The organism is Bradyrhizobium sp. Unk1 (assembly GCF_059512345.1).
This window is the reverse complement of the sequence record NZ_JCAMOP010000077.1, coordinates 1-17501: the sequence shown is the minus strand read 5'-3', so window position 1 is coordinate 17501 and position 17501 is coordinate 1. Positions and strand designations below refer to the sequence as shown.

The following is a 17501-nucleotide window of genomic DNA, read 5'->3' as shown; positions in this document are numbered from 1 at the left end:
CCGCTACGGCGCTATCTGAGGCGCGCGTCCGGGCGGCTTTGCTCTACCGAGCTACACCACCTCTGGGGGCACGACCTCGGACCGACAAAGGCGGGCAGATCGAAAGCTGCGTGCGAACTGGGTTGACATACCGATCGCCGCTGAATCGTGCGGTGCGGCAGAGCCAGGCGAAGACAAGAGTGGAAGGGCTGTGGTGAGAATGAGCCGAAGTAGCATGGCGTTCCCCCACCACTTGCCTATCTCACCGATGTTCTGATGAGATCGTCAACGGACATTCCAAATCGTGACATCGACCAGCTATTGCCCTCGGCATACCGCTGACCGCGACCTTGGCGTTATCGGGCACCTCTGCGGGTGTCCTAATTAGGACAGCACCCGAGAAGCCGGCTGCCCGATAACCGCTCGCGGCCCATCCCCGCGGACTGTGAAGCCCCATTGGGTGCTGCCCGACCGTGCTTCTATTTGGTCGCCTCGGTTGGCACCTCCAGTTCAGTCGTCCTAAAGCCCCGGGACACGGCACCGCCAACGGTGGCGTTCCCGTCACCGAAAAGCTGCTCGTCCAGCGACAAAGGCCACGCTATCGCCGAATTCGCGATACTTCGTCGGGAATTGCTTGCTTCGAGAGTCTGCACTTGCGATGTTCTCGATGATGAGGCGATCGAGTTCAGGATTGGCGATTCGCCGCATCTTCACAGTGCTGGACGGCCGCACCAGCGCGATCATCCGCAGAGGGCGGACACTGGGTCGGAGGCAAGACGTACGTTGCCCAAATAGGCGACAATCCACAGAATCCTGGCGCTGGGCGAAAAATGGTAATCGGGGACGACGATCACTATCGGGCTACGCTGAAGGACGCCGGCCGCTACGTCTTGGCCGACGCGCGGAATTTTTCCGCAACCTCCGCGGCCACAGCTACGGAACGAGATAACTCACGAGCCTGCCCCGCCGTCGCTTGAAACTGAACTCCGACAACGCTCACGATGGCGATACGATTTCATCATCCATCTGCTCAACTATGATGGCAGCCGTCTTGTCGATTTCGATCTCGGTAGTACGTCCAATGCTAACATCCTGTTCCTTCACCATCACGGCACTGGCTCCATTTGTGATCGGCTCGGCTGGAAGAGCCGCTGCGCCCGCGCGGACCGGAAGCAGCGCGAGCGCGACTCGGCATCGCGAAACATGCGAAATACAATACTCCTTCCAGCTCAATCGGCTCTCCCGGTTGGCGAGTTCGACCGCGAGCACCTGACGCCCGCCCTCCCGGTCAACCCCGATCGCGATCAGCACCGCTTGACTCGCGATGATGCCATCGTCTCTGACGCTGCCTTCTCGGCCTCGGCGATCAGCGCGATCAACACCCCCCTCTCCGCACCCAGCGTCGCCGTCATCTCGGCTTCGAGAATTTCCTGCACCGCACCCTGGATCAGCGGCTTCAGGAACTCCTTGTCCCGACCTCAACACGGCGCCGATCGACGTCGGACCCCTGCGCCGTTTCACAATTGACCGCCAGCTCGTACTTGGTCGGCGTCTGCACAGGCAGATCAGCCGGGTTCGCTCTGGCCCTTATCAGCGCAATGATGGGCCATGCAGGAGCGACCCCGACGTCTGCGGCCTCTAAAGCTCGGACGAAGTAATCGGGCGGTCCTCGCCGGCCCCCGCCTCAGTCAAATCGGCCGCCAACGAACCGGAGACGCGCGACACCGGGACTATGCGGCTTGAGATCGTACCCAACCACCGAGGTCCCGAGCACGTACACGCGCCAGGTCGCTCGATTCATCTGGCACCTTGTCGAGGGGCAGGGCTGCGGACGACAGGCCGCATATCGGGGGGCGGTCACGAAGTTCACCGTGAGTGCGAGTTTCGCCAAGAATGCCTATCCTTTTCGGAGCCGATCTTCAGACGGGCGGGCCCGCACGTAAAGATGCTGACCCGCATTTCAGATCCAGAAATGTAAAGCTAAGCAGCGCGGGCATTTTGATATTGGCGAGCCAGATGAAGATCGATGGATCAATGCTCGCCGCATAGCCGTCGCGCTTGAGCTGCTGATTGATCATAGAGAAGGCGCTGGCGGCTTCTCTGAAGCATTCGCTCAGGATGAAGTTCGCCTCATTCTCCAGCTTGCCGCTCCGAAGATCGTCCAGCAATCTGACAGCCTCGTCAGTGAGTCGCCGCATGTATCGCGGTTGCGGCTGCCCTGCGCTGTCCGCTGGTTCCTTCTGCGCAATCGATTCGACCGCATCCGCGCGGCACTCCGTTGCGGCTTTTTTAAGGACGGTCAAAGAATCGCGCTTTCAAGAATGGGACCGGCTTTTGACGCCGCTTCGCCTTCCATCCGCGTCTCTATGACGTCCTTTGCACGGTCCAGCGCAACATCCAGTCCGGCTTTGAGGTTTTCAAAAGCTATGTTCTTATAGTCCTTGGCAATCTCCACCATCATCTCGGTGGCAGTGTCGGAATCCAGGAGTTCGTACTTGCGCGGTGCCGCCGCATTCCGAGATTCAAGCGCCGCAAACGGACTCGGAGCCGTCGCTTGCCTTTCAAGGATTGTTTGATCAGACGTATTCGCGCCTGCGCGCTCCGATCGCGGATTGGACGCAGCGATCCCGCCGGACAACACAAACAGGCCATCGTCAACGGCTCGGCTCGCCGCCGCGGTAAGCTCCACGAGCGAGCGTCGCGCGCAGCGCGTCTGCCTAGCACGCCGTTTTTTCGTTTCTTGCGTGTGGCTCATGATCTGACGCCCCCTCGACGAGCTTTTTCAAGACCCAGCGCCACAGCTCACGAACTTCCTCCGAAGCTCTTCCCTCTTGGGAAAACTCGGTCACGCCTAATCCTGTCCCAAGCGCGTCCTGGTGGTCATTGCGCTGTCGGACATAGGGAAGCGCAGGCACCCCGAGCGAATTGAGCGACGTTGCAGCTTCACTCAAGCGGCAACCCCGCGGTGGCGTCTGATTGAGCACGAAAGCAAATCGGCGGTTGAGTCTACGAATAGCCATCAGCGTCGGTATCGCAGCTTCGATGTCCGACGGACTCGGACGTACCGGGATCAGGCAAAGATCGGCACTCGCGATGGCACGCATAGCAGTGCATTGTTCGTGGCGGCGGTATCGATGACCGTGAGCCAGATCCCCTCAGCTTCAAGGCTGACGAGCGCCCCTTCTATTCCGGCGGGATCGGCAACCCGAACGACCCGCGGATAGGGATGGCCGCGCCGTTCTATCCATTTTGAGATCGTCCCTTGTGGATCCGCGTCGACAATTGCGATGCGCTCCCCGTTCCGCATCGCTGCGACTGCAATTCCGACCGCCAGCGTGCTCTTGCCGCTACCGCCTTTTTGGGTGAGCAGAGCAAGGACATACATCGCCTGCGCGTCCCGGACAACAACGACATGAAAACACGAGTCGTCGACAAAATTGGGCCTACCAATCGGTAACTTACCACTCCCCATCGTGAATCGCATCAACACCGAGCGTGGAGCCCACAACCAAATCAAGGCCCAGCCACTAAGGTATCCCAAATCATCTCTGGATGGTTCTCGGCCACGCCGGCGATGTGGAAGCCGACAAGCGCTGCCTTCGCGTTTTTCTTCCCGTCGGATATGGTAATCTTCCCGTTCTTCGTGATCAGCAATGCACGATCTCCGCTTCCCGCGTGTAGAAGGTCGAAACATCCTCCCCGGGCGGCGACGACCTTCCAAGCCGCCACCAACGTCAAACTGCGTACGGGAAACGGTTTGTTCGGATCGAATGCCCTCAGCTTCGACGGATCGAGCAGACTGTTTACCTCGATGAAGTTGCCGAACTTGGGGTCAGAGCGAATCGAGTAGCAGATCGGGCTCTGCTGGAGGTCGACCATGATGCCGCTTGGTCCAGTGTCATTGATGAGGTTGAGCGTCCTCGCTTTTTCGGAGCGGATCAGCTGATTCAGGACGACACCATCTCGGTGGCGTTGGCGGGCATGCCCTGGAAGAGAGGCTGTCCCCCATCGCGCTGTGTCAACCTAGGAATGCGTTCCACGACCCTGGTGAAAAGGGCGTTCGGACGACGGTTCGCTCAATAGATGAAAAGCGGTACCTCGCCCCGAACGGTCCTGTGGGAGTTCTGGAGCTTTGCTGTAGAATCGAACCCGTCGATCATCGGCTATGCAACCCCGATCGAGGTGCAGCTAACTCGGTCCATTGTCTCGAGGAAACATCATATGTTTAAACCGCGGGCGGAAGGTTCATCGTTTGCCTTGTTGGACTCACCCGCCGCTCGACTCTCTATCAGCGCGCTGGTCCGCGCGCTTACAAATTAAGTCCTCGTAATTCTTGGGGCTAAACTCCTTCAGGCGGTCTAGCGCACGCTCCGCCTCGGCGGTGTTGCTGCGACGCCGTTTGACCCCTTTAATCACCTCTGCGAGCCGCCCCATTGCGGTTGCTGCTGGCTTGGATGCCGTGCGCATGGCGGGTTTAGGTTCTTCGTTGAGGTCCAGCTTGAGGTCCTCCTTGAGGTCCGTCACGAGCGTGTTGAGTTTGGCCTTGTCCTCATCTTTGAAAGCGTTTTCGAGCTCCCTCACCAGCGTCACCAGCGTCAAGAGCTTCTCCTTGAGCTCTCTATCGGCACTGAATAAAGTTTCGGCTAAGCCGAACTCTTCGCTTAGCGCTTTATCGTATATCGCGTGAATGCTCGGTGCAATGTCCTGCGTCACCGAGCCGCTGAGTGGCGCAAAAAATGGAAAACTGAACCAGGAGAACCAATTAGGGTTTGACATTGACATCCTCTCCACCGAAATGTGGCGTTCTTCCTCAGGTGTACTCGAGCAATTGGCGTGCCAATCGGTCTGGTCTTGATGACTCCGTAGAAAGTACAATTAGGTAGGTTGTCGTTCCGGATGCCGCCGTTTAAAGTTGCTCTGTGTTTCTGATATTCAAGAACTTTACGGCGGACCGCTTCACGACCTACATCTCTGTGGAGTTGGTCCCCATTGGGCTCTACGATTGCTTTTGCTTCTTCGGGCGACCTGGTTCGCCGAAGCTTCTTGAGCGATTCGTCGACATGAGCATCCGCGATCAGACCACACGTACATCCGATCGCTGCTAAGCGTCCGGCACTGACGGTCTCCATCAGATGCCAACGATCAGCAACCTGCACCGCGCACGGCTGCGCTTTTGCCGTGGCTTCGCCATTTCCGCCACCACGATCACGGGCGACAATCGCGATCGAGGAATTGCAGATAGTCAAGCTTGGGCAGTCTCAGGTTTACGATCCGGCATGCGGCCGAGCCGGCGTCGGCTAGGGATGGTCGTACAAATTTCAGAGCCATCGGACACGCATGCTCTCGCCCACCAATTCCGATAGCTAGAGCTGCGCCCCATAGAGGCTCATGATAGCGGCGCCCTAACATAGATGGGTGGCTACTGCTCTTGCATGGCGTTTACCGAACTGTGTGCAACGACCCGGTGCCCACACTTTCTCATGACCGAAGCTTCCGAATGGCTGCCAGTCCTACCTCTCCGTCGTTCAAACAACACGACAATAGGCATCCACGAACGCATGCCCCCATGGAGCGTGCATCCGGCGGCACTAAACAATTGCGTTGAGAGTGCGACGATGATGGACAAACTGCATGCGTTTGATGGAGGCTCGTCGTGTCGGTTCCAGACATTCACCTCTGAAACAGAATCATCATTTGACGTTCGAGATTTCACCGCAGCCGCTCATTGGGCCGTCGAACGGCTCGCTGATATGCTGTCGCGTGACGACGTCGAAGGCTTGCGTCTGCAAAGACCAGCAGATCTGATGGCCAGCGCCCGCAACCTCATGACGGCGGCTGATTTGGGGCGCTTTGATGTACGCCGCTTCGCCGATATCGTCGAACTTTACCTGGAAACCGGCATCAGGGTGAACTCCCGCGGATATATGGGGCGGCAGTTCAGTTCGGTGATGCCGGTCACCGCTGTCTTCGAAATGATTGCCGCTATGGCGCCACAGCCAGCCTCCTATTACGAGGCGGGGCAGCTCGCCAACGTTGCCGACCGGCTTATCGAAGAGGTGTTCGGCCGTTTCATTGGGTGGGCACCGGGTAGTTTCGAAATGGTGACGACGTCCGGGGCCTCGCTTGCGAACATGACCGCTGCACTCGTCGCTCGCAACCGTTACCTTTCGGGAAGCTGGAACGGCGGGCTTGCGGCCGGCCGCTCGACCCGGCCTGCCATTGCCATTGGCCAGGACGCCCATTTCTCCGTCTCCCGCATTGCCGGCATCATTGGTATCGGCCAAAATCAAGTGATACGCCTGCCTCTGAACGACCGTCGGCAGATCTGCCCGGAACGAGCGGCAGCGACTTTGGACGAGGCGGCGGCCCAGGGGCTGGATATTTTCTGCCTGATCGCCTCGGCAGGAACGACCGCGATCGGTGCCAATGATCCGTTGCCTGAACTTGCGGCGTTGGCGAAGCGGCGCGGCGCTTGGCTGCATGTCGATGCGGCTCACAACGGCGCTTTTCTGGTTTCCGACCGGCTGCGGCCTCGCCTTGCTGGTCTGGAGCTTGCGGATTCTTTTTGCCTGGACGCCCATAAAGCTCTGTTCGTCCCGGCCCTTTGCACATTGCTGTTCTACCGCGAGAAGGGTTTGGCGGAGACCGCGTTTCCACAGAAGGACAGCTACGTATTTGACCCGTTCGAAGATGAAATGACGGCCGTGCAGAGCGGCGTGAAGAACTTCGAATGTACGAAGCGCCCCGCGATCCTGAACCTTTGGCTGGCTTGGTCTCTGTATGGTCCCCGCGCCTTCGCGGATAAGTTGGAGCGCCTGGTAACGATGACTGAGGCGGCCCACCAATACTTGGCCGATCAGCCGGACTTCATCGTCCCGTATCGGCCAGAATCCAATATTCTCTGCTTCGTCCATCAGCCGCTTGGCGTGTGCGGCAATCGGCTATCGAGCCTGCAACTGGAGTTGCGCAACCGCGTGCGGGCGGCTGGGCGTTACCTCTTGTCCAAGGTTGATATGGATGGACAGACAATGCTCCGCATGGTCCTCATGAATCATCGGATCGGCCTGTCCGACATCGCAGGCATGGCGGCAGAGATCCGACGCCATGCGCGCGAGATTCTTGCAAACAACGCTACACACGGCGAGCAGAACCGGCCTTTCCGGTTTGAGCCACAGGAATAACTATGCGCCACTTCGCCCTTTCACCCCGTGACTGCGCTCACCACGTACTGCCGGAAACGATCTTGCATCCGTGCACCGTGGATGACGTGCTGGCTTTACCTTCTTTTTTAGCCTCGCTCCTGCACGCGCAGACTGTCATCGGCTGCCGGATAGACGAATTGTCTCATGACATCCAGGCCGCCATCGTCGAGCGTAGGCTATCGCAACTCGTCTCCATCGCCCGCATCAATCCGCTGTGGCGTCGGCGCATCGATAGTGCCGTCGGGACCGGTCCGGTGGACAATTACGAGCAGTTCAAGGCGCTGCCGCTTACCGACAAGGAAGCCTTTCAGCAAATGTTCACGGAAACGCGACCAGGCATGGTCGTGCCCATCGACCGCTGCGGCTTCGAAATCGTGGCCAGCGGCGGTACCAGCTCCGGCAAGCCCTCGGAAACCGTCTATTCGCTCGACGAATTGCAGGAGACCTACCGCTGGGCGGGGGATTTCATGGGCCGACACATTATGGCGCGTCACCTTACCGGCAGCGGCGCTAAATGGGTGGCCACAACATTAGCCGACTATCAGATGTGGAGCAGCGGCACCATGGTAGGTGGCGTGCTCCAGAAAATCCCAAGTGTCAACTACATCGGTGCCGGCCCGATGAGCCGGGAAGTCTTCCAGCGGATGATGTCCTATCCGGGGCCGAAGGCGATAATGGGGATTACACAAAGCATTGCGCTAATGGCGAGTTTTGCCGACGGGCTATCTGGCGAGGCGCGGGACAGCTTCCGGATCGCTCTTTATGGCAGTGGAGTGCTCACTCCCAAGGTGCGGGCGGATCTCAGGCAGGCCTATCCAAGCCTGATCGTACTCAGTTACTTCGCCGCCACCCAGGCGGAAACCATCGGCGTGCAGCTAGATCCGGAAAGCCCGATCCTGACTGCGGTACCTGGTCTCCACTTGGTGGAAGTGGTCAGGCCGGACGGGCAATGGACGGCAATAGACGAGGAAGGCGAACTGGTAGTCACGCGCCTGTTCGGTAATGCGACCCCCGTGCTGCGCTACAAAATAGGCGATCGCGTCATCCGCCGCCCTGACTTGCAGTCGCCCGGCCTGAATGCCGCGCAATTTGAGTATGTCGGCCGCAGCGGCGATTTCATGCATATTGGCGACACGCAGTATTCGGCGCCGCAGGCCTTGGCGGCGATCACCGCCGAATTCCGCCAGCGGCAGGTTCTGGACATCGATAGCGTCGCTACCGACACGCAGTTCCAGATCGATCGCGCGAAGCGGCAGCTGCACTTAGTAATCGGCACTCCGGAAGCCGCATCCCTTCCGACGCAGGTCGCCATGCGACTGGGACCGGAAGGCTCCTCGCCCTTGATCATCGCCGGCTTGCTCCGATCGCTGTCCGTCTTCAACGCGCTGGAGGCGAACGAGGCGAGCCTGCGGAGTTCGGGCTACAGCTTTGCCATCCGGCTTGTAGATCCAAGGAACGCGGATTTGGTGCGCACGGCATTTGGCAAGGTGCCCCTCGTTGTAGACCGCATTTGATACTCGCAAACTAGGACCGCCGCCGCGCAGGAGAGAGATAATGACGCCGCTCAATATCCGGGTTTTCGTCGACGTTATCGCCCTGCTGCTCGGCAATGCGGTCGAGGGCAACGTCTTCATGTTTGACGATGGTGTCTCTGACGGAGAAAGCCTTGGCACCGCCAAGCTGGTCAGCTCGGTCTGGCCAGGACAACTGGTCCGCTGGAGTCTAACGCCGCTTGACGTCCAGACCATGGCTTGGCTGACCGGCGTGTCGTTTGATGGCACTGCGCCACCGGCGACAGGCTACCTGCTCCCTTGGGCACTGCAATGGCAGGGATACGTACCTCCTTGGAGCGCTCCGGGCTCGCGCCATTCTTACCGAATGACGCTCGTCACGGGTGGCCTGAGTGGGCGCACGATCAGCATCGCCGGCCCCTCTCTTGTGCTCTTGCCTCCCCCGCTAGGAGGGGCCTTTCGGGCTCACCCCTCGCCGCCGCCTGTCGAGCGACCGCACAATCCGCGCCAATAGGAGGACTATAAAATGCAGATCTCGATTGTCACCGTCATCGATATCGAGACGGCCCTGGCGGAGGGCAGTCTCGATGGAAACGCCTATGTCATCGATAATACGGGCCCATTCGCACAGTTGCCCCATGCTCGCGTGACAAATGTTCCCGGCGTTTATGATGCCAATGGTTCGCAGGCCATGGAGGCTGTCCTGAACTGGATCACTGTCGGTGTCGCCCAGCTGCCACCGACGCTGCCACGCAGCTATCCCCACCGCTTTAACATTGCCAACACCGCACGACGACTGCTGAGCCCCTCCGTCCGTACTCAGGAGCACATCTCCAAGATTCAGGAGCACATCTCCAAAATGCTGACTGACCCTCCGAAGCCCCTGCAGGTTCGCGACCGCGGTGCAGTTCGCACCTATGACGCACCAGTGCTGAACGCGGCCGGCAAGGTGCTGAAGCCTGATGATGCCACTACGGCGGCCAGCGTGCCTCCAGTTGTCGTGAGGATCCGCGGGGCTGCGGTGGAGGATGGTGTTCTGTATCCGGCCCTCTACGGTTCGCCCGATCCGTTGACGGATGGCTGGTACTGGAGCGCCACCGTCGATACGGCCAAGGTCGGTCGCCACGACTATACGATGGAGGTGGCGCTCTATCGCCCCGTTCAGGAGAACAGCAAGATGCTCTGGGAGCCGCTGCTGTTCACCCTGTCGTGCGGTATTCAGGTTAGTAACGTACCGAGCGTCAACGGCTTCACTAGCGGCTTCGTGCCCGGCCTGCTGCCCATACCGCCCTCCGGACCTACATGCGTTGAGGGAGACGCGATATGACAAAAACGATCAACATTCTCCTGGTGGTGGATGTCGTCGCCGCATTGGAGGCAGATACGCTCGCTGGCTCTCTCTACATGATCGATGACAACCGTCTAGGCGGCTCGCGCAACCAGGCGACCGCCGGGCTCGCGACCGCCGTGACACCAGGAGACGAGATCATCTGGACGTTGTTGCCGATCGAATGCGAAAATCATGCCGCGATACGTGCGATCAAACTGCCGGCGGAAATCTGCGAGGTTCGACGCGAAACCTATCCCGAGTCCGATGTCAGCTATTGGGTTGGTACGGTGAAGCAGCCGGTCGGCGACCTACCGTATGGGCTGACGTTGGAGCTTGGCAGCCGGATGCGGACGCTCGATAGCGGTGCCGACGCGCGCCTCATCGATGCCGCCCTCAACGCTTCCCCGGGTGCCACCCGAACCAGAAGTTCATCGCGCCTCGTCGAGGCCGCTCTCAACGCTTCCCCGGGCACCCGAACCAGGAGTTCATGATGATTATCAGTCCGGCATCGCAGCGGCCCCCCAGCAGCCCCAGCTTGGCCTCCACACAGCTGAACATCGTCACACTCATCGACGTTGCAGGAACCCTACGGGCCGGCGGCCTCAGCGGGAAAACTGGGCTAATGGACAATGGCGGCGAGAGTACCGGTAAAGGCACGAACAGCTTGCGGACAGTGTGCCGCCAGGGCCAAGTCCTGAACTGGCTGGTTTATTGTACTGACATGGAAAAGCGTCCGGACGGGAGCTGGCCTCTATTCGCGCGTATCGTGAACATCGTTTTCGTGCTGCCCGATGGGACGCCACAGCTCGGCAAAATTTGCGCTGATCTCAAGATCTATGGCGGTCCGGACAAGATCCGCAGTCCGTGGACACCCTCCTACTACTACTGGGCGGGCTCTGTCGACCTGGAGATCGAGCCGGGGCTCTATCCCTATCGCCTCGTACTTGAGGTCGACACAGTCGATCGAAATCGCAAATCGTATTTCAACCTGGACGGACCAGCCTTGCAGGTCATTCCTCTGAGCGTCATCCATGCAGGGGGCCAGCATGGATAAGAAGCTTGCAGCGAAGTTGTACGCGGACAGACCTACCCAATCAATTGCGGGCGTTGCAATCGCGTGCAGCTCTGTCGCGCGCTTCCCGGCAGCCATCGGTAACACCGATCAGAGGAAGATGGAACGGCGCTTGGGCCTGCGATTGCAGGTCCTTCCGATTCGGCCCCGAGCGGGTCCAAGGTTAGTCCGCCGACTCAGTCGGAAAAGTGAAGGGGATAATATGGGTAGCGATATCAGGTGGCCTACACGTCGCCTATCCCGCGCCTGCGCGGGTCATTGCTGATCGACTGCTTTGTCCAACAATCTAAGGGAACTCTTATGAGCCAGCGCGCCATCATCGTTGTCGATATCCAAAACGAATACTTCCCAGATGGCAAGCTGCCCCTGGTTGGTATCGTGCATGCGGCCGCCAACGCGGCTAGGGTGATTCAGGCCGCCCGCGCGCGTGGTGATGCGGTTATCCACGTTCAGCACGAAATGCAGGAACGTCATCCCTCTATCTTCGCTCCGAACACCAGAGGAATAGAGATCAATCCCATTGTCCAGCCGCTAGAACGTGAGGCCCTGGTCGTCAAGCACTATCCCAACGCCTTTCGCGACACCGATCTGAAGCAGCGGCTCGATGCCGGGGGCGTTAGGGAGGTCGTGATCGTCGGAGCAATGAGCCACATGTGCATCGATGCGACCAGCCGGGCCGCCGCCGATTACGGCTACAAGACCACGATCTTGCACGACGCTTGCGCCACCTGCGATCTTCCATTTGGTGGCATAACAGTGCCCGCCGTGCAGGTTCATGCGGCCTTTATGGCGGCCCTTGGCTTGGCCTACGGCACGGTCACGACGACCAGTGAATATTTAGCAGCCTAATGCTGTTTGCGGCCTCGGCTAACACTAGTCACGTGAATCCTAAGGCTCGCCGCATAAAGTCTGCTGACCTCCGAGCAGAAGCGTTTTACAGAAGCCAAATCTGATCTGCGGACTTAGCTCATTTGAAGGGCTTGGGATCTCGGTTGCAACGTTCGATTAACGTACGGATTCGGCATCGAGCGACCTGACGGAGGTGTGACATCTCGCTGAATTTTGCTGCCTCGCTCCAGCGACAACTTCGCCAGAGCGATACCAGAGGCTCGATGGTGCGACAATGGAAGCTGTCATGCTGATCCTGACACGGCGGACGAGCGATATTCCCGCCGCGGCGGTCGCGTTCGCCGACTTAAGGAGATCGTGTTGCGTACCAACCCCAAACGCGAACCCGAGCGCGCCCGCCGCTCCTGTGAGACGAATCTCGCCCGCGCCAAGTGGACTGCGCGGCGTCGCGCAGCTTCGCACGAGCGGTCGCTTCAGCTTACTGCGCCTCTTCCGTGCGGCAAGCTGCGTGGAAATTATGTCGTGACCCGTGAAAAGACCTTGGAGAACGCCACCAAGGCACACGCAGGCAATGGTGTGTCGCAACCACTCCTAATTGGGCGATCGCCTCGAAAAAAGAAGTTGTCTTCAAAGGGCCAGCACTCACAATCGCCTGAGGAGCGCGCTGCGATGGATAGGCTCAAGTTCATACCGGCTTTCCAAGCCGCTCTTCGGTCTGCCGACCCGACAAGCTCGCCGCACTCCGGGAAACCATCCGCGAACGCGGAGGCCATGTGCGAGGGCAACCACAGAACTCATACGCACATCCGCTTACGTTCTAAACTGATTAAGATCATTCTCGACGCTGCGCACGGGGAGCATCGCACATGAGCATCACTTCCACCGTCGTTCAAAACCGTAGCACTCGCATCGCACATTTGGCCATGTCTGCCGTCAATGTGGATGGCGGTTGCGCGTGAGGACAGACAACCCACAAGGCCCGTCGTACGGGCGAGATCGGAGACGAAGCGGTCAACCACGAACGAAACGCCAGCGCAATGGCCGGTCCCGTCAGTCTTTGATCGCTTGATGTGCTCGGCCGAAGTACCGTACAAGGTCCAGTGCAAGAGGCGGCGGCCCGCTCGGTGGCGTCCACGATGTAGCACGCAAACCGGATGTCAAACGCCATCCGGAACTGCCCCCTTTGCGTCATGAAGAACTGCCCCCACCATCTGGATTATGATCTCGGTTGAAGGTTGTTTCCGACGGTGACGGGCCGGAGGGAGGCGGAGCCGACCGGAGGCCGTCACCGTCGGGCGGCGGCTTGATGAGGCCGCTCTTGGCGCGGAGACGATAGCTGTCGCCGCGGATGGTCAGCACGTGGCTGTGTGGGAGGAGCCGATCGAGGATGGCGGTGGCGACCACGGGATCACCGAGCACGACAGAGTACCCCTATTCTTGAGCGGGTCGTGTCTCACGTCACGATCACTGACCCGCTTCATTTTCTGTTTGGACACCGGCTTGAGGTGCTGAAGGAGCGGTCGGGGCGCGGTCCGGCCTACATCGTGGTCGCACTACCGGACGGCCGGCCACGGGCGGTTCGGATCGCGTCGACGGATCTTGCCGAGACGCCGATCACTTCCCGCCCGAGCGCCGCCGATCTGCCGCGCATCAGTGCACGTACGCTGATGCCATTGATGCAACATTTGAGCGCGAGTCTGAGCTTTCTCGACGAGAAGGTGATTCGCGATGATCCACCGACCGCTCCGAGGTCGCGTTGCGTATCGACACCTGCCAACGTTGGCAGATCCACCCCGCCGTCCGACGGCCGACATTCCGCGCCTGTGGCCGAACCTGTCGACCGCGACGCAAACCCAAATTGCTCAAACGATCGCCGCGCTGATGCGGCGAATGCAAGCGATTCCCGGCACGCCCGGAAGGGAACTGGGTCGTGCTGATCAGCTCGAACGTCGCTGACGAGCGGCTCACGACCGCACACCGAGCCAAGTTGGCCTATCTCTATGTGCGGCAGTCCTCCGTGAACCAAGTGCGCCAGCACCAGGAGAGCACGGAGTTGCAGTACCGGCTCGTCGATCGCGCCATCGGTCTGGGTTGGCCGCCGGAGCGCGTCCAGGTCGTTGACGAGGATTTGGGCAAATCAGGTGCTGGCGGCGTGAACCGTTATGGCTTCCAAAAGCTCATTGCCGAGATCGGCCTTGGCAACGCCGGTCTTGTGGTGAGCCTCGACGCTTCTCGCTTGGCCCGCAACAACCGGGACTGGCATCAGCTCCTCGAACTGTGCTCGGTGTTCGGCGTGCTCATTGCGGATGGCGAGCAGCTTTACGATCCGCGCGCCTACCATGACCGCCTGCTGTTGGGCTTGTTCGGCATCATGAGCGCGGCGGAGCTGCATCAGCTACGGATGCGCCTTCACCAAGGGGAACGCCAGAAGGCGGCGCGGGGCGAGCTGCGGCTGCCCCTGCCAACGCGGCTCGCCTATGATCGAGCGGGCACAATTATTCTCAATCCCGATGAGGAGGTGCAGGCCCGTCTTCATCTCGTGTTCGCCAAATTCCAGGAACTGCAAAGCGCTCGCCGTGTGATGCGTTACTTGGACAGGAACGGATTGTCCTTGCCAGTTCGACCGCTGCTTGGACCATCTCCACACGAGATCACGTGCGCCAGATAGTGCACGCGTCCTTAGTATCCTCCAAAATCCGGCCTATGCTGGGGCGTATGTTTATGGCCGCCGGCACAAGGATCCGAGCCGATGTCGGCCGGGATCGCTGACGGGAACGGTCAAGGTGGCGATCGGGGATTGGGCGGTTTGCCTCCACGCCGCTCACCCAGGCTATATCAGCTGGGAGGAGTTTATGGCCAACCAGGGGCGACTGGCAGATAACGTCTTTCGCTATGAGGCAGGGCATTCTGGCGTGCCGCGCAAGGGGGCAGCCCTGCTACAAGGCATTGCGATCTGCATGGCCGAAGAAGCGCTGCTTAGCGGACTCGAAGGCCGAGCGCGCGGCCGACTTGGCCTGACGATTGAGCGTGCCGGTCTCTCCGGTGATATTGGCGGCCTGCATCGCCGCGTCGAGGTGATTATGGATGACGCTGAACGCGCTGGCGTAGGCGTCGTAGATGCGCCGCTGCTCGTCGGTGAGTTGGTGCTCGACGAGCTCGTATTCGACGCCGTCGTAGGAAAGCGAGCGAGCGCAGTGTAGAGGCCGAGCGAGCGAAGGTCGCGGGAGAGCACCTCCATCGCTGCGACGCCGCCCTGCTCGATCACCTCCACGAACTCGGCGCGGGTGGCGAACGGAAAATCCTCGCCGCCCCAGAGCCGAGGCGCTGGGCGTAGGCGAGATTGTGGACCGTCGTGGCGCCGGTTGCCGAGACATAGACGACGCGGGCATTGGGCAGCGCATGCTGCAGGCGCAGGCCCGCACGCCCCTGTTGCGAGGGCGCGACATCACCCCGCTCGCCCTTACCGCCACCGGCATTCTGCATGGCATGGCTCTCGTCGAAAATGATGACGCCGTCGAAGTCGGAGCCCAACCATTGAACAATCTGCCGGACGCGCGAAACTTCTCGCCGCGATCGTCGGACCGCAGCGTAGCGTAGGTTAAAAATAGGACGCCTTCGGCCAGCCGGATCTCGCGCCCTTGAGGGAAGCGCGACAGCGGCGTGACCAGCAGGCGCTCCATGCCGAGCGCCGACCAGTCGCGCTGGGCGTCCTCGAGCAGCTTGTCGGACTTCGAGATCCAGACCGCCTTGCGTCGGCCCTGTAGCCAGTTGTCGAGAATGATGCCGGCCGACTGGCGCCCCTTGCCGGCGCCGATCCCATCGCCGAGCATGAAACCTCGACGGAAACGGACGGCGTTCGGTGCGTCGTCGCGGGCGGCGGTGACGAGGTCGAAGGTCTCGTCCACTGTCCACGTACCAGTGAGATAGTTACCATGCGCCTCCCCGGCGTAGACGACCGTCTCGAGTTGGGCGTCGGACAAGAGGCCGTCGCTGATGAGATTGGCCGGCAGGCGCGGCCGATAGCTCGGTTTCGGCGGCGCGACCGAGGCCATCGCGGCCGACTGCACCAGCTTGGTCGGGTGCGCCGGGGCGCCGGGGATCCGGATCGATTGGAGCCGGTATTCCTCGTAGATGGCATCGCTGAGATGCACGCACTCGGGCGGGGCCCAATCGATCGTCTCATAGACGAGGTCGACGGCTTCGGGATCGGCAACCGGCGCATTGGCCGACTGCGCTTTGGCCGCGCGAGATAGCCCCGCACGGTACGAGGCGCCGGCGAGGCCGACATGGGAAGCGCGTCGGTTGATACGACGCTTAGGCGAGGTGGAACGTGCTCGCCGATCCAACGAAGCAGCGTCGCGACGTCGGGCGCGATTCCCGGCGACTCCGGGAACGCGTGCGGGTCATCGGCCGGCGCCTTGTCGATGATTGTGAGGCGCGTCTCGATCGAGGTGCCCTGCTTGGCAAAGACCGCGCCGGCGACCGATGCCAGCCGCAGGCGCTGTTTCACCACGTTGACCGAAACGAAGAACGCGGCGGCGATCTCCTCCTCGGACTGCCCCTTCTCGCGCAAAGCCATGTATGCCCGGAACTGGTCGAGTGGGTGCCGCGGCGCGCGCTGGATATTCTCGGCCAGCGAGTCGTCCTCGGCGAGAATGGTGGTCGCGGGATCGCGCACAACGCAAGGCACCGGCGCGGTCTTGGCCAGACGCTTCTGCTTCACCAGCAACTCCAGCGCACGGTAGTAGACACCGGTTGACCAGTTCAGCACGCCCGGCACCTTCCAGCGGGTGTCGCCCGTGCCGTTGCCGGCGCTGCGCTGAACGGCCGCGACGAGTTCGTCGTCATAGATGCGCCCGTATTCGGGGCCCGTACACGTTTTTCGATGCGCTCGTCTTCGACCACGTGATTCTTTTGGCGGACCACTGTTGCCAACGATCCGCTCGCGCTCCGGGAGGCATGGATAGAGTAACCGCCAAGTGCTGCGGTCATCAGAAGGAGCAATCCGGAACCGACCATCAGCCGACCGGCTATTTTGATATTTGCAAGCACTTGCTATGGCTTTCTGCTAGCGGGAGTTTGCCTTGCTTAGAATATCCGCGCGCAGCAACGCCGGTGGGGAACGTCAGCTATAAATGGGACGATTTCAGTTTTGCGAGTTCGAGGGTGCGCTCAATCAGATTGAGACCAGTTTCCAGCCTAGCCCTCGCTGAAGCGTCGCCAATCTTTTGTATGGCCGCTCGTATCTGACGGTGGTTCTGCTCGAGCGTGGGCGATGGCGTGATCAATCGTGAGCTTGCCGCTCGCTTGAACGGATTTAAGCGTGGATTTGGATTTTCACATCGACCGGAATCACATGCCATCTGGAACGGCACTACCGGCGTGCCACACTTACCAATGCCGGTCGTTCCTGCTGCTTCAAGAGTGACCCGCACCGGCACACTCGGTCGACGAAACTCCACGACATTGGGCATTTCGAACGATCGTGTCCCTAAGCGTGGTGTAGCTGGCGGCGGGTCACCGCGTTCGCCGGCATGGGCCGGGCTGATCAGCTGGCG

Annotated in this window: 14 protein-coding genes and 4 pseudogenes; 9 read left to right on the top strand and 9 right to left on the bottom strand. The window is 60.4% G+C overall.

Annotated elements, in window-relative coordinates; translation table 11 throughout:
• Positions 1-1194: 1194 nt before the first annotated feature.
• The 6 genes and pseudogenes from AC5ZFO_RS45220 to AC5ZFO_RS45195 form a co-directional block, all read right to left on the bottom strand.
• Positions 1195-1323: pseudogene (locus AC5ZFO_RS45220) on the bottom strand (transposase); the annotation flags it as partial.
• A gap of 575 nt (positions 1324-1898) precedes the next feature.
• A complete protein-coding gene (locus tag AC5ZFO_RS45215) occupies positions 1899-2282 on the bottom strand; it encodes a hypothetical protein (RefSeq protein ID WP_496123927.1) in 384 nt (127 codons plus the stop codon).
• Positions 2279-2734, bottom strand: a complete 456-nt coding sequence (locus AC5ZFO_RS45210; RefSeq protein WP_496123926.1) for a hypothetical protein — start codon at positions 2732-2734, stop codon at positions 2279-2281. The genes AC5ZFO_RS45215 and AC5ZFO_RS45210 overlap by 4 nt, the downstream gene beginning before the upstream one ends.
• 315 nt (positions 2735-3049) lie before the next feature.
• A complete protein-coding gene (locus AC5ZFO_RS45205) occupies positions 3050-3364 on the bottom strand; it encodes a nucleotide-binding protein (RefSeq protein ID WP_496123925.1) in 315 nt (104 codons plus the stop codon).
• 128 nt (positions 3365-3492) lie between these two features.
• Positions 3493-3858: a hypothetical protein gene (locus AC5ZFO_RS45200; protein ID WP_496123924.1), complete on the bottom strand. Its 366-nt coding sequence runs from the start codon at positions 3856-3858 to the stop codon at positions 3493-3495.
• 387 nt (positions 3859-4245) lie between these two features.
• Positions 4246-4755 carry a hypothetical protein gene (locus AC5ZFO_RS45195; RefSeq protein WP_496123923.1) on the bottom strand — a complete coding sequence of 170 codons (510 nt, stop codon included), beginning with the start codon at positions 4753-4755 and terminating at the stop codon, positions 4246-4248.
• A gap of 839 nt (positions 4756-5594) precedes the next feature.
• Here AC5ZFO_RS45195 and AC5ZFO_RS45190 point away from each other — a divergent pair.
• The 7 genes from AC5ZFO_RS45190 to AC5ZFO_RS45160 all read left to right on the top strand — a co-directional run bounded on the left by AC5ZFO_RS45190 (position 5595) and on the right by AC5ZFO_RS45160 (position 11943).
• The gene (locus AC5ZFO_RS45190; protein ID WP_283023174.1) at positions 5595-7160 is read left to right on the top strand and encodes a pyridoxal phosphate-dependent decarboxylase family protein; all 1566 of its coding nucleotides are present in this window, start codon (positions 5595-5597) and stop codon (positions 7158-7160) included.
• Positions 7161-7162: 2 nt separating this feature from the next.
• The gene (locus tag AC5ZFO_RS45185) at positions 7163-8695 is read left to right on the top strand and encodes a phenylacetate--CoA ligase family protein (protein WP_496123922.1); all 1533 of its coding nucleotides are present in this window, start codon (positions 7163-7165) and stop codon (positions 8693-8695) included.
• Positions 8696-8735: 40 nt separating this feature from the next.
• The gene (locus AC5ZFO_RS45180) at positions 8736-9206 is read left to right on the top strand and encodes a DUF8788 domain-containing protein (protein WP_496123921.1); all 471 of its coding nucleotides are present in this window, start codon (positions 8736-8738) and stop codon (positions 9204-9206) included.
• A 12-nt stretch (positions 9207-9218) separates the two neighbouring features.
• Complete coding sequence (locus AC5ZFO_RS45175) at positions 9219-10019, top strand: hypothetical protein (protein ID WP_496123920.1); 801 nt, start codon at positions 9219-9221, stop codon at positions 10017-10019.
• A complete protein-coding gene (locus AC5ZFO_RS45170) occupies positions 10016-10513 on the top strand; it encodes a DUF8788 domain-containing protein (RefSeq protein ID WP_283023178.1) in 498 nt (165 codons plus the stop codon). The genes AC5ZFO_RS45175 and AC5ZFO_RS45170 overlap by 4 nt, the downstream gene beginning before the upstream one ends.
• Positions 10513-11076, top strand: a complete 564-nt coding sequence (locus AC5ZFO_RS45165; protein ID WP_283023179.1) for a DUF8788 domain-containing protein — start codon at positions 10513-10515, stop codon at positions 11074-11076. Before AC5ZFO_RS45170 ends, AC5ZFO_RS45165 begins: the two co-directional genes overlap by 1 nt.
• Positions 11077-11394: 318 nt before the next feature.
• Positions 11395-11943: a cysteine hydrolase family protein gene (locus AC5ZFO_RS45160; protein ID WP_283023180.1), complete on the top strand. Its 549-nt coding sequence runs from the start codon at positions 11395-11397 to the stop codon at positions 11941-11943.
• Between the two features lie 1216 nt (positions 11944-13159).
• Here AC5ZFO_RS45160 and AC5ZFO_RS45155 read toward each other — a convergent pair.
• Positions 13160-13362 (bottom strand): annotated as a pseudogene (locus tag AC5ZFO_RS45155) (ATP-binding protein); the annotation flags it as partial.
• 511 nt (positions 13363-13873) lie between these two features.
• Between AC5ZFO_RS45155 and AC5ZFO_RS45150 the strand changes: the two are divergent.
• Both AC5ZFO_RS45150 and AC5ZFO_RS45145 read left to right on the top strand, forming a co-directional pair.
• The gene (locus AC5ZFO_RS45150; protein WP_496123919.1) at positions 13874-14611 is read left to right on the top strand and encodes a recombinase family protein; all 738 of its coding nucleotides are present in this window, start codon (positions 13874-13876) and stop codon (positions 14609-14611) included.
• Positions 14574-14765: pseudogene (locus tag AC5ZFO_RS45145) on the top strand (recombinase family protein); the annotation flags it as partial. The gene AC5ZFO_RS45150 and the pseudogene AC5ZFO_RS45145, both read left to right, overlap by 38 nt.
• 114 nt (positions 14766-14879) lie before the next feature.
• Here the strand turns inward: AC5ZFO_RS45145 and AC5ZFO_RS45140 are convergent.
• Positions 14880-16432: pseudogene (locus AC5ZFO_RS45140) on the bottom strand (strawberry notch family protein); the annotation flags it as partial.
• Positions 16433-17072: 640 nt separating this feature from the next.
• Positions 17073-17501, bottom strand: a 429-nt coding sequence (locus AC5ZFO_RS45135; protein WP_496123918.1) for a hypothetical protein, incomplete at its 5' end; no start/stop codon positions are given.

What these genes read in the sequence shown, in the direction of transcription:
- AC5ZFO_RS45210 (WP_496123926.1), bottom strand. Translation starts at nt 2,734, where the DNA reads ATGAGCCACACGCAAGAAACGAAAAAACGGCGTGCTAGGCAGACGCGC.
- AC5ZFO_RS45205 (WP_496123925.1), bottom strand. Translation starts at nt 3,364, where the DNA reads ATGTATGTCCTTGCTCTGCTCACCCAAAAAGGCGGTAGCGGCAAGAGC.
- AC5ZFO_RS45200 (WP_496123924.1), bottom strand. Translation starts at nt 3,858, where the DNA reads ATGGTCGACCTCCAGCAGAGCCCGATCTGCTACTCGATTCGCTCTGAC.
- AC5ZFO_RS45195 (WP_496123923.1), bottom strand. Translation starts at nt 4,755, where the DNA reads ATGTCAAACCCTAATTGGTTCTCCTGGTTCAGTTTTCCATTTTTTGCG.
- AC5ZFO_RS45190 (WP_283023174.1), top strand. Translation starts at nt 5,595, where the DNA reads ATGATGGACAAACTGCATGCGTTTGATGGAGGCTCGTCGTGTCGGTTC.
- AC5ZFO_RS45185 (WP_496123922.1), top strand. Translation starts at nt 7,163, where the DNA reads ATGCGCCACTTCGCCCTTTCACCCCGTGACTGCGCTCACCACGTACTG.
- AC5ZFO_RS45180 (WP_496123921.1), top strand. Translation starts at nt 8,736, where the DNA reads ATGACGCCGCTCAATATCCGGGTTTTCGTCGACGTTATCGCCCTGCTG.
- AC5ZFO_RS45175 (WP_496123920.1), top strand. Translation starts at nt 9,219, where the DNA reads ATGCAGATCTCGATTGTCACCGTCATCGATATCGAGACGGCCCTGGCG.
- AC5ZFO_RS45170 (WP_283023178.1), top strand. Translation starts at nt 10,016, where the DNA reads ATGACAAAAACGATCAACATTCTCCTGGTGGTGGATGTCGTCGCCGCA.
- AC5ZFO_RS45165 (WP_283023179.1), top strand. Translation starts at nt 10,513, where the DNA reads ATGATTATCAGTCCGGCATCGCAGCGGCCCCCCAGCAGCCCCAGCTTG.
- AC5ZFO_RS45160 (WP_283023180.1), top strand. Translation starts at nt 11,395, where the DNA reads ATGAGCCAGCGCGCCATCATCGTTGTCGATATCCAAAACGAATACTTC.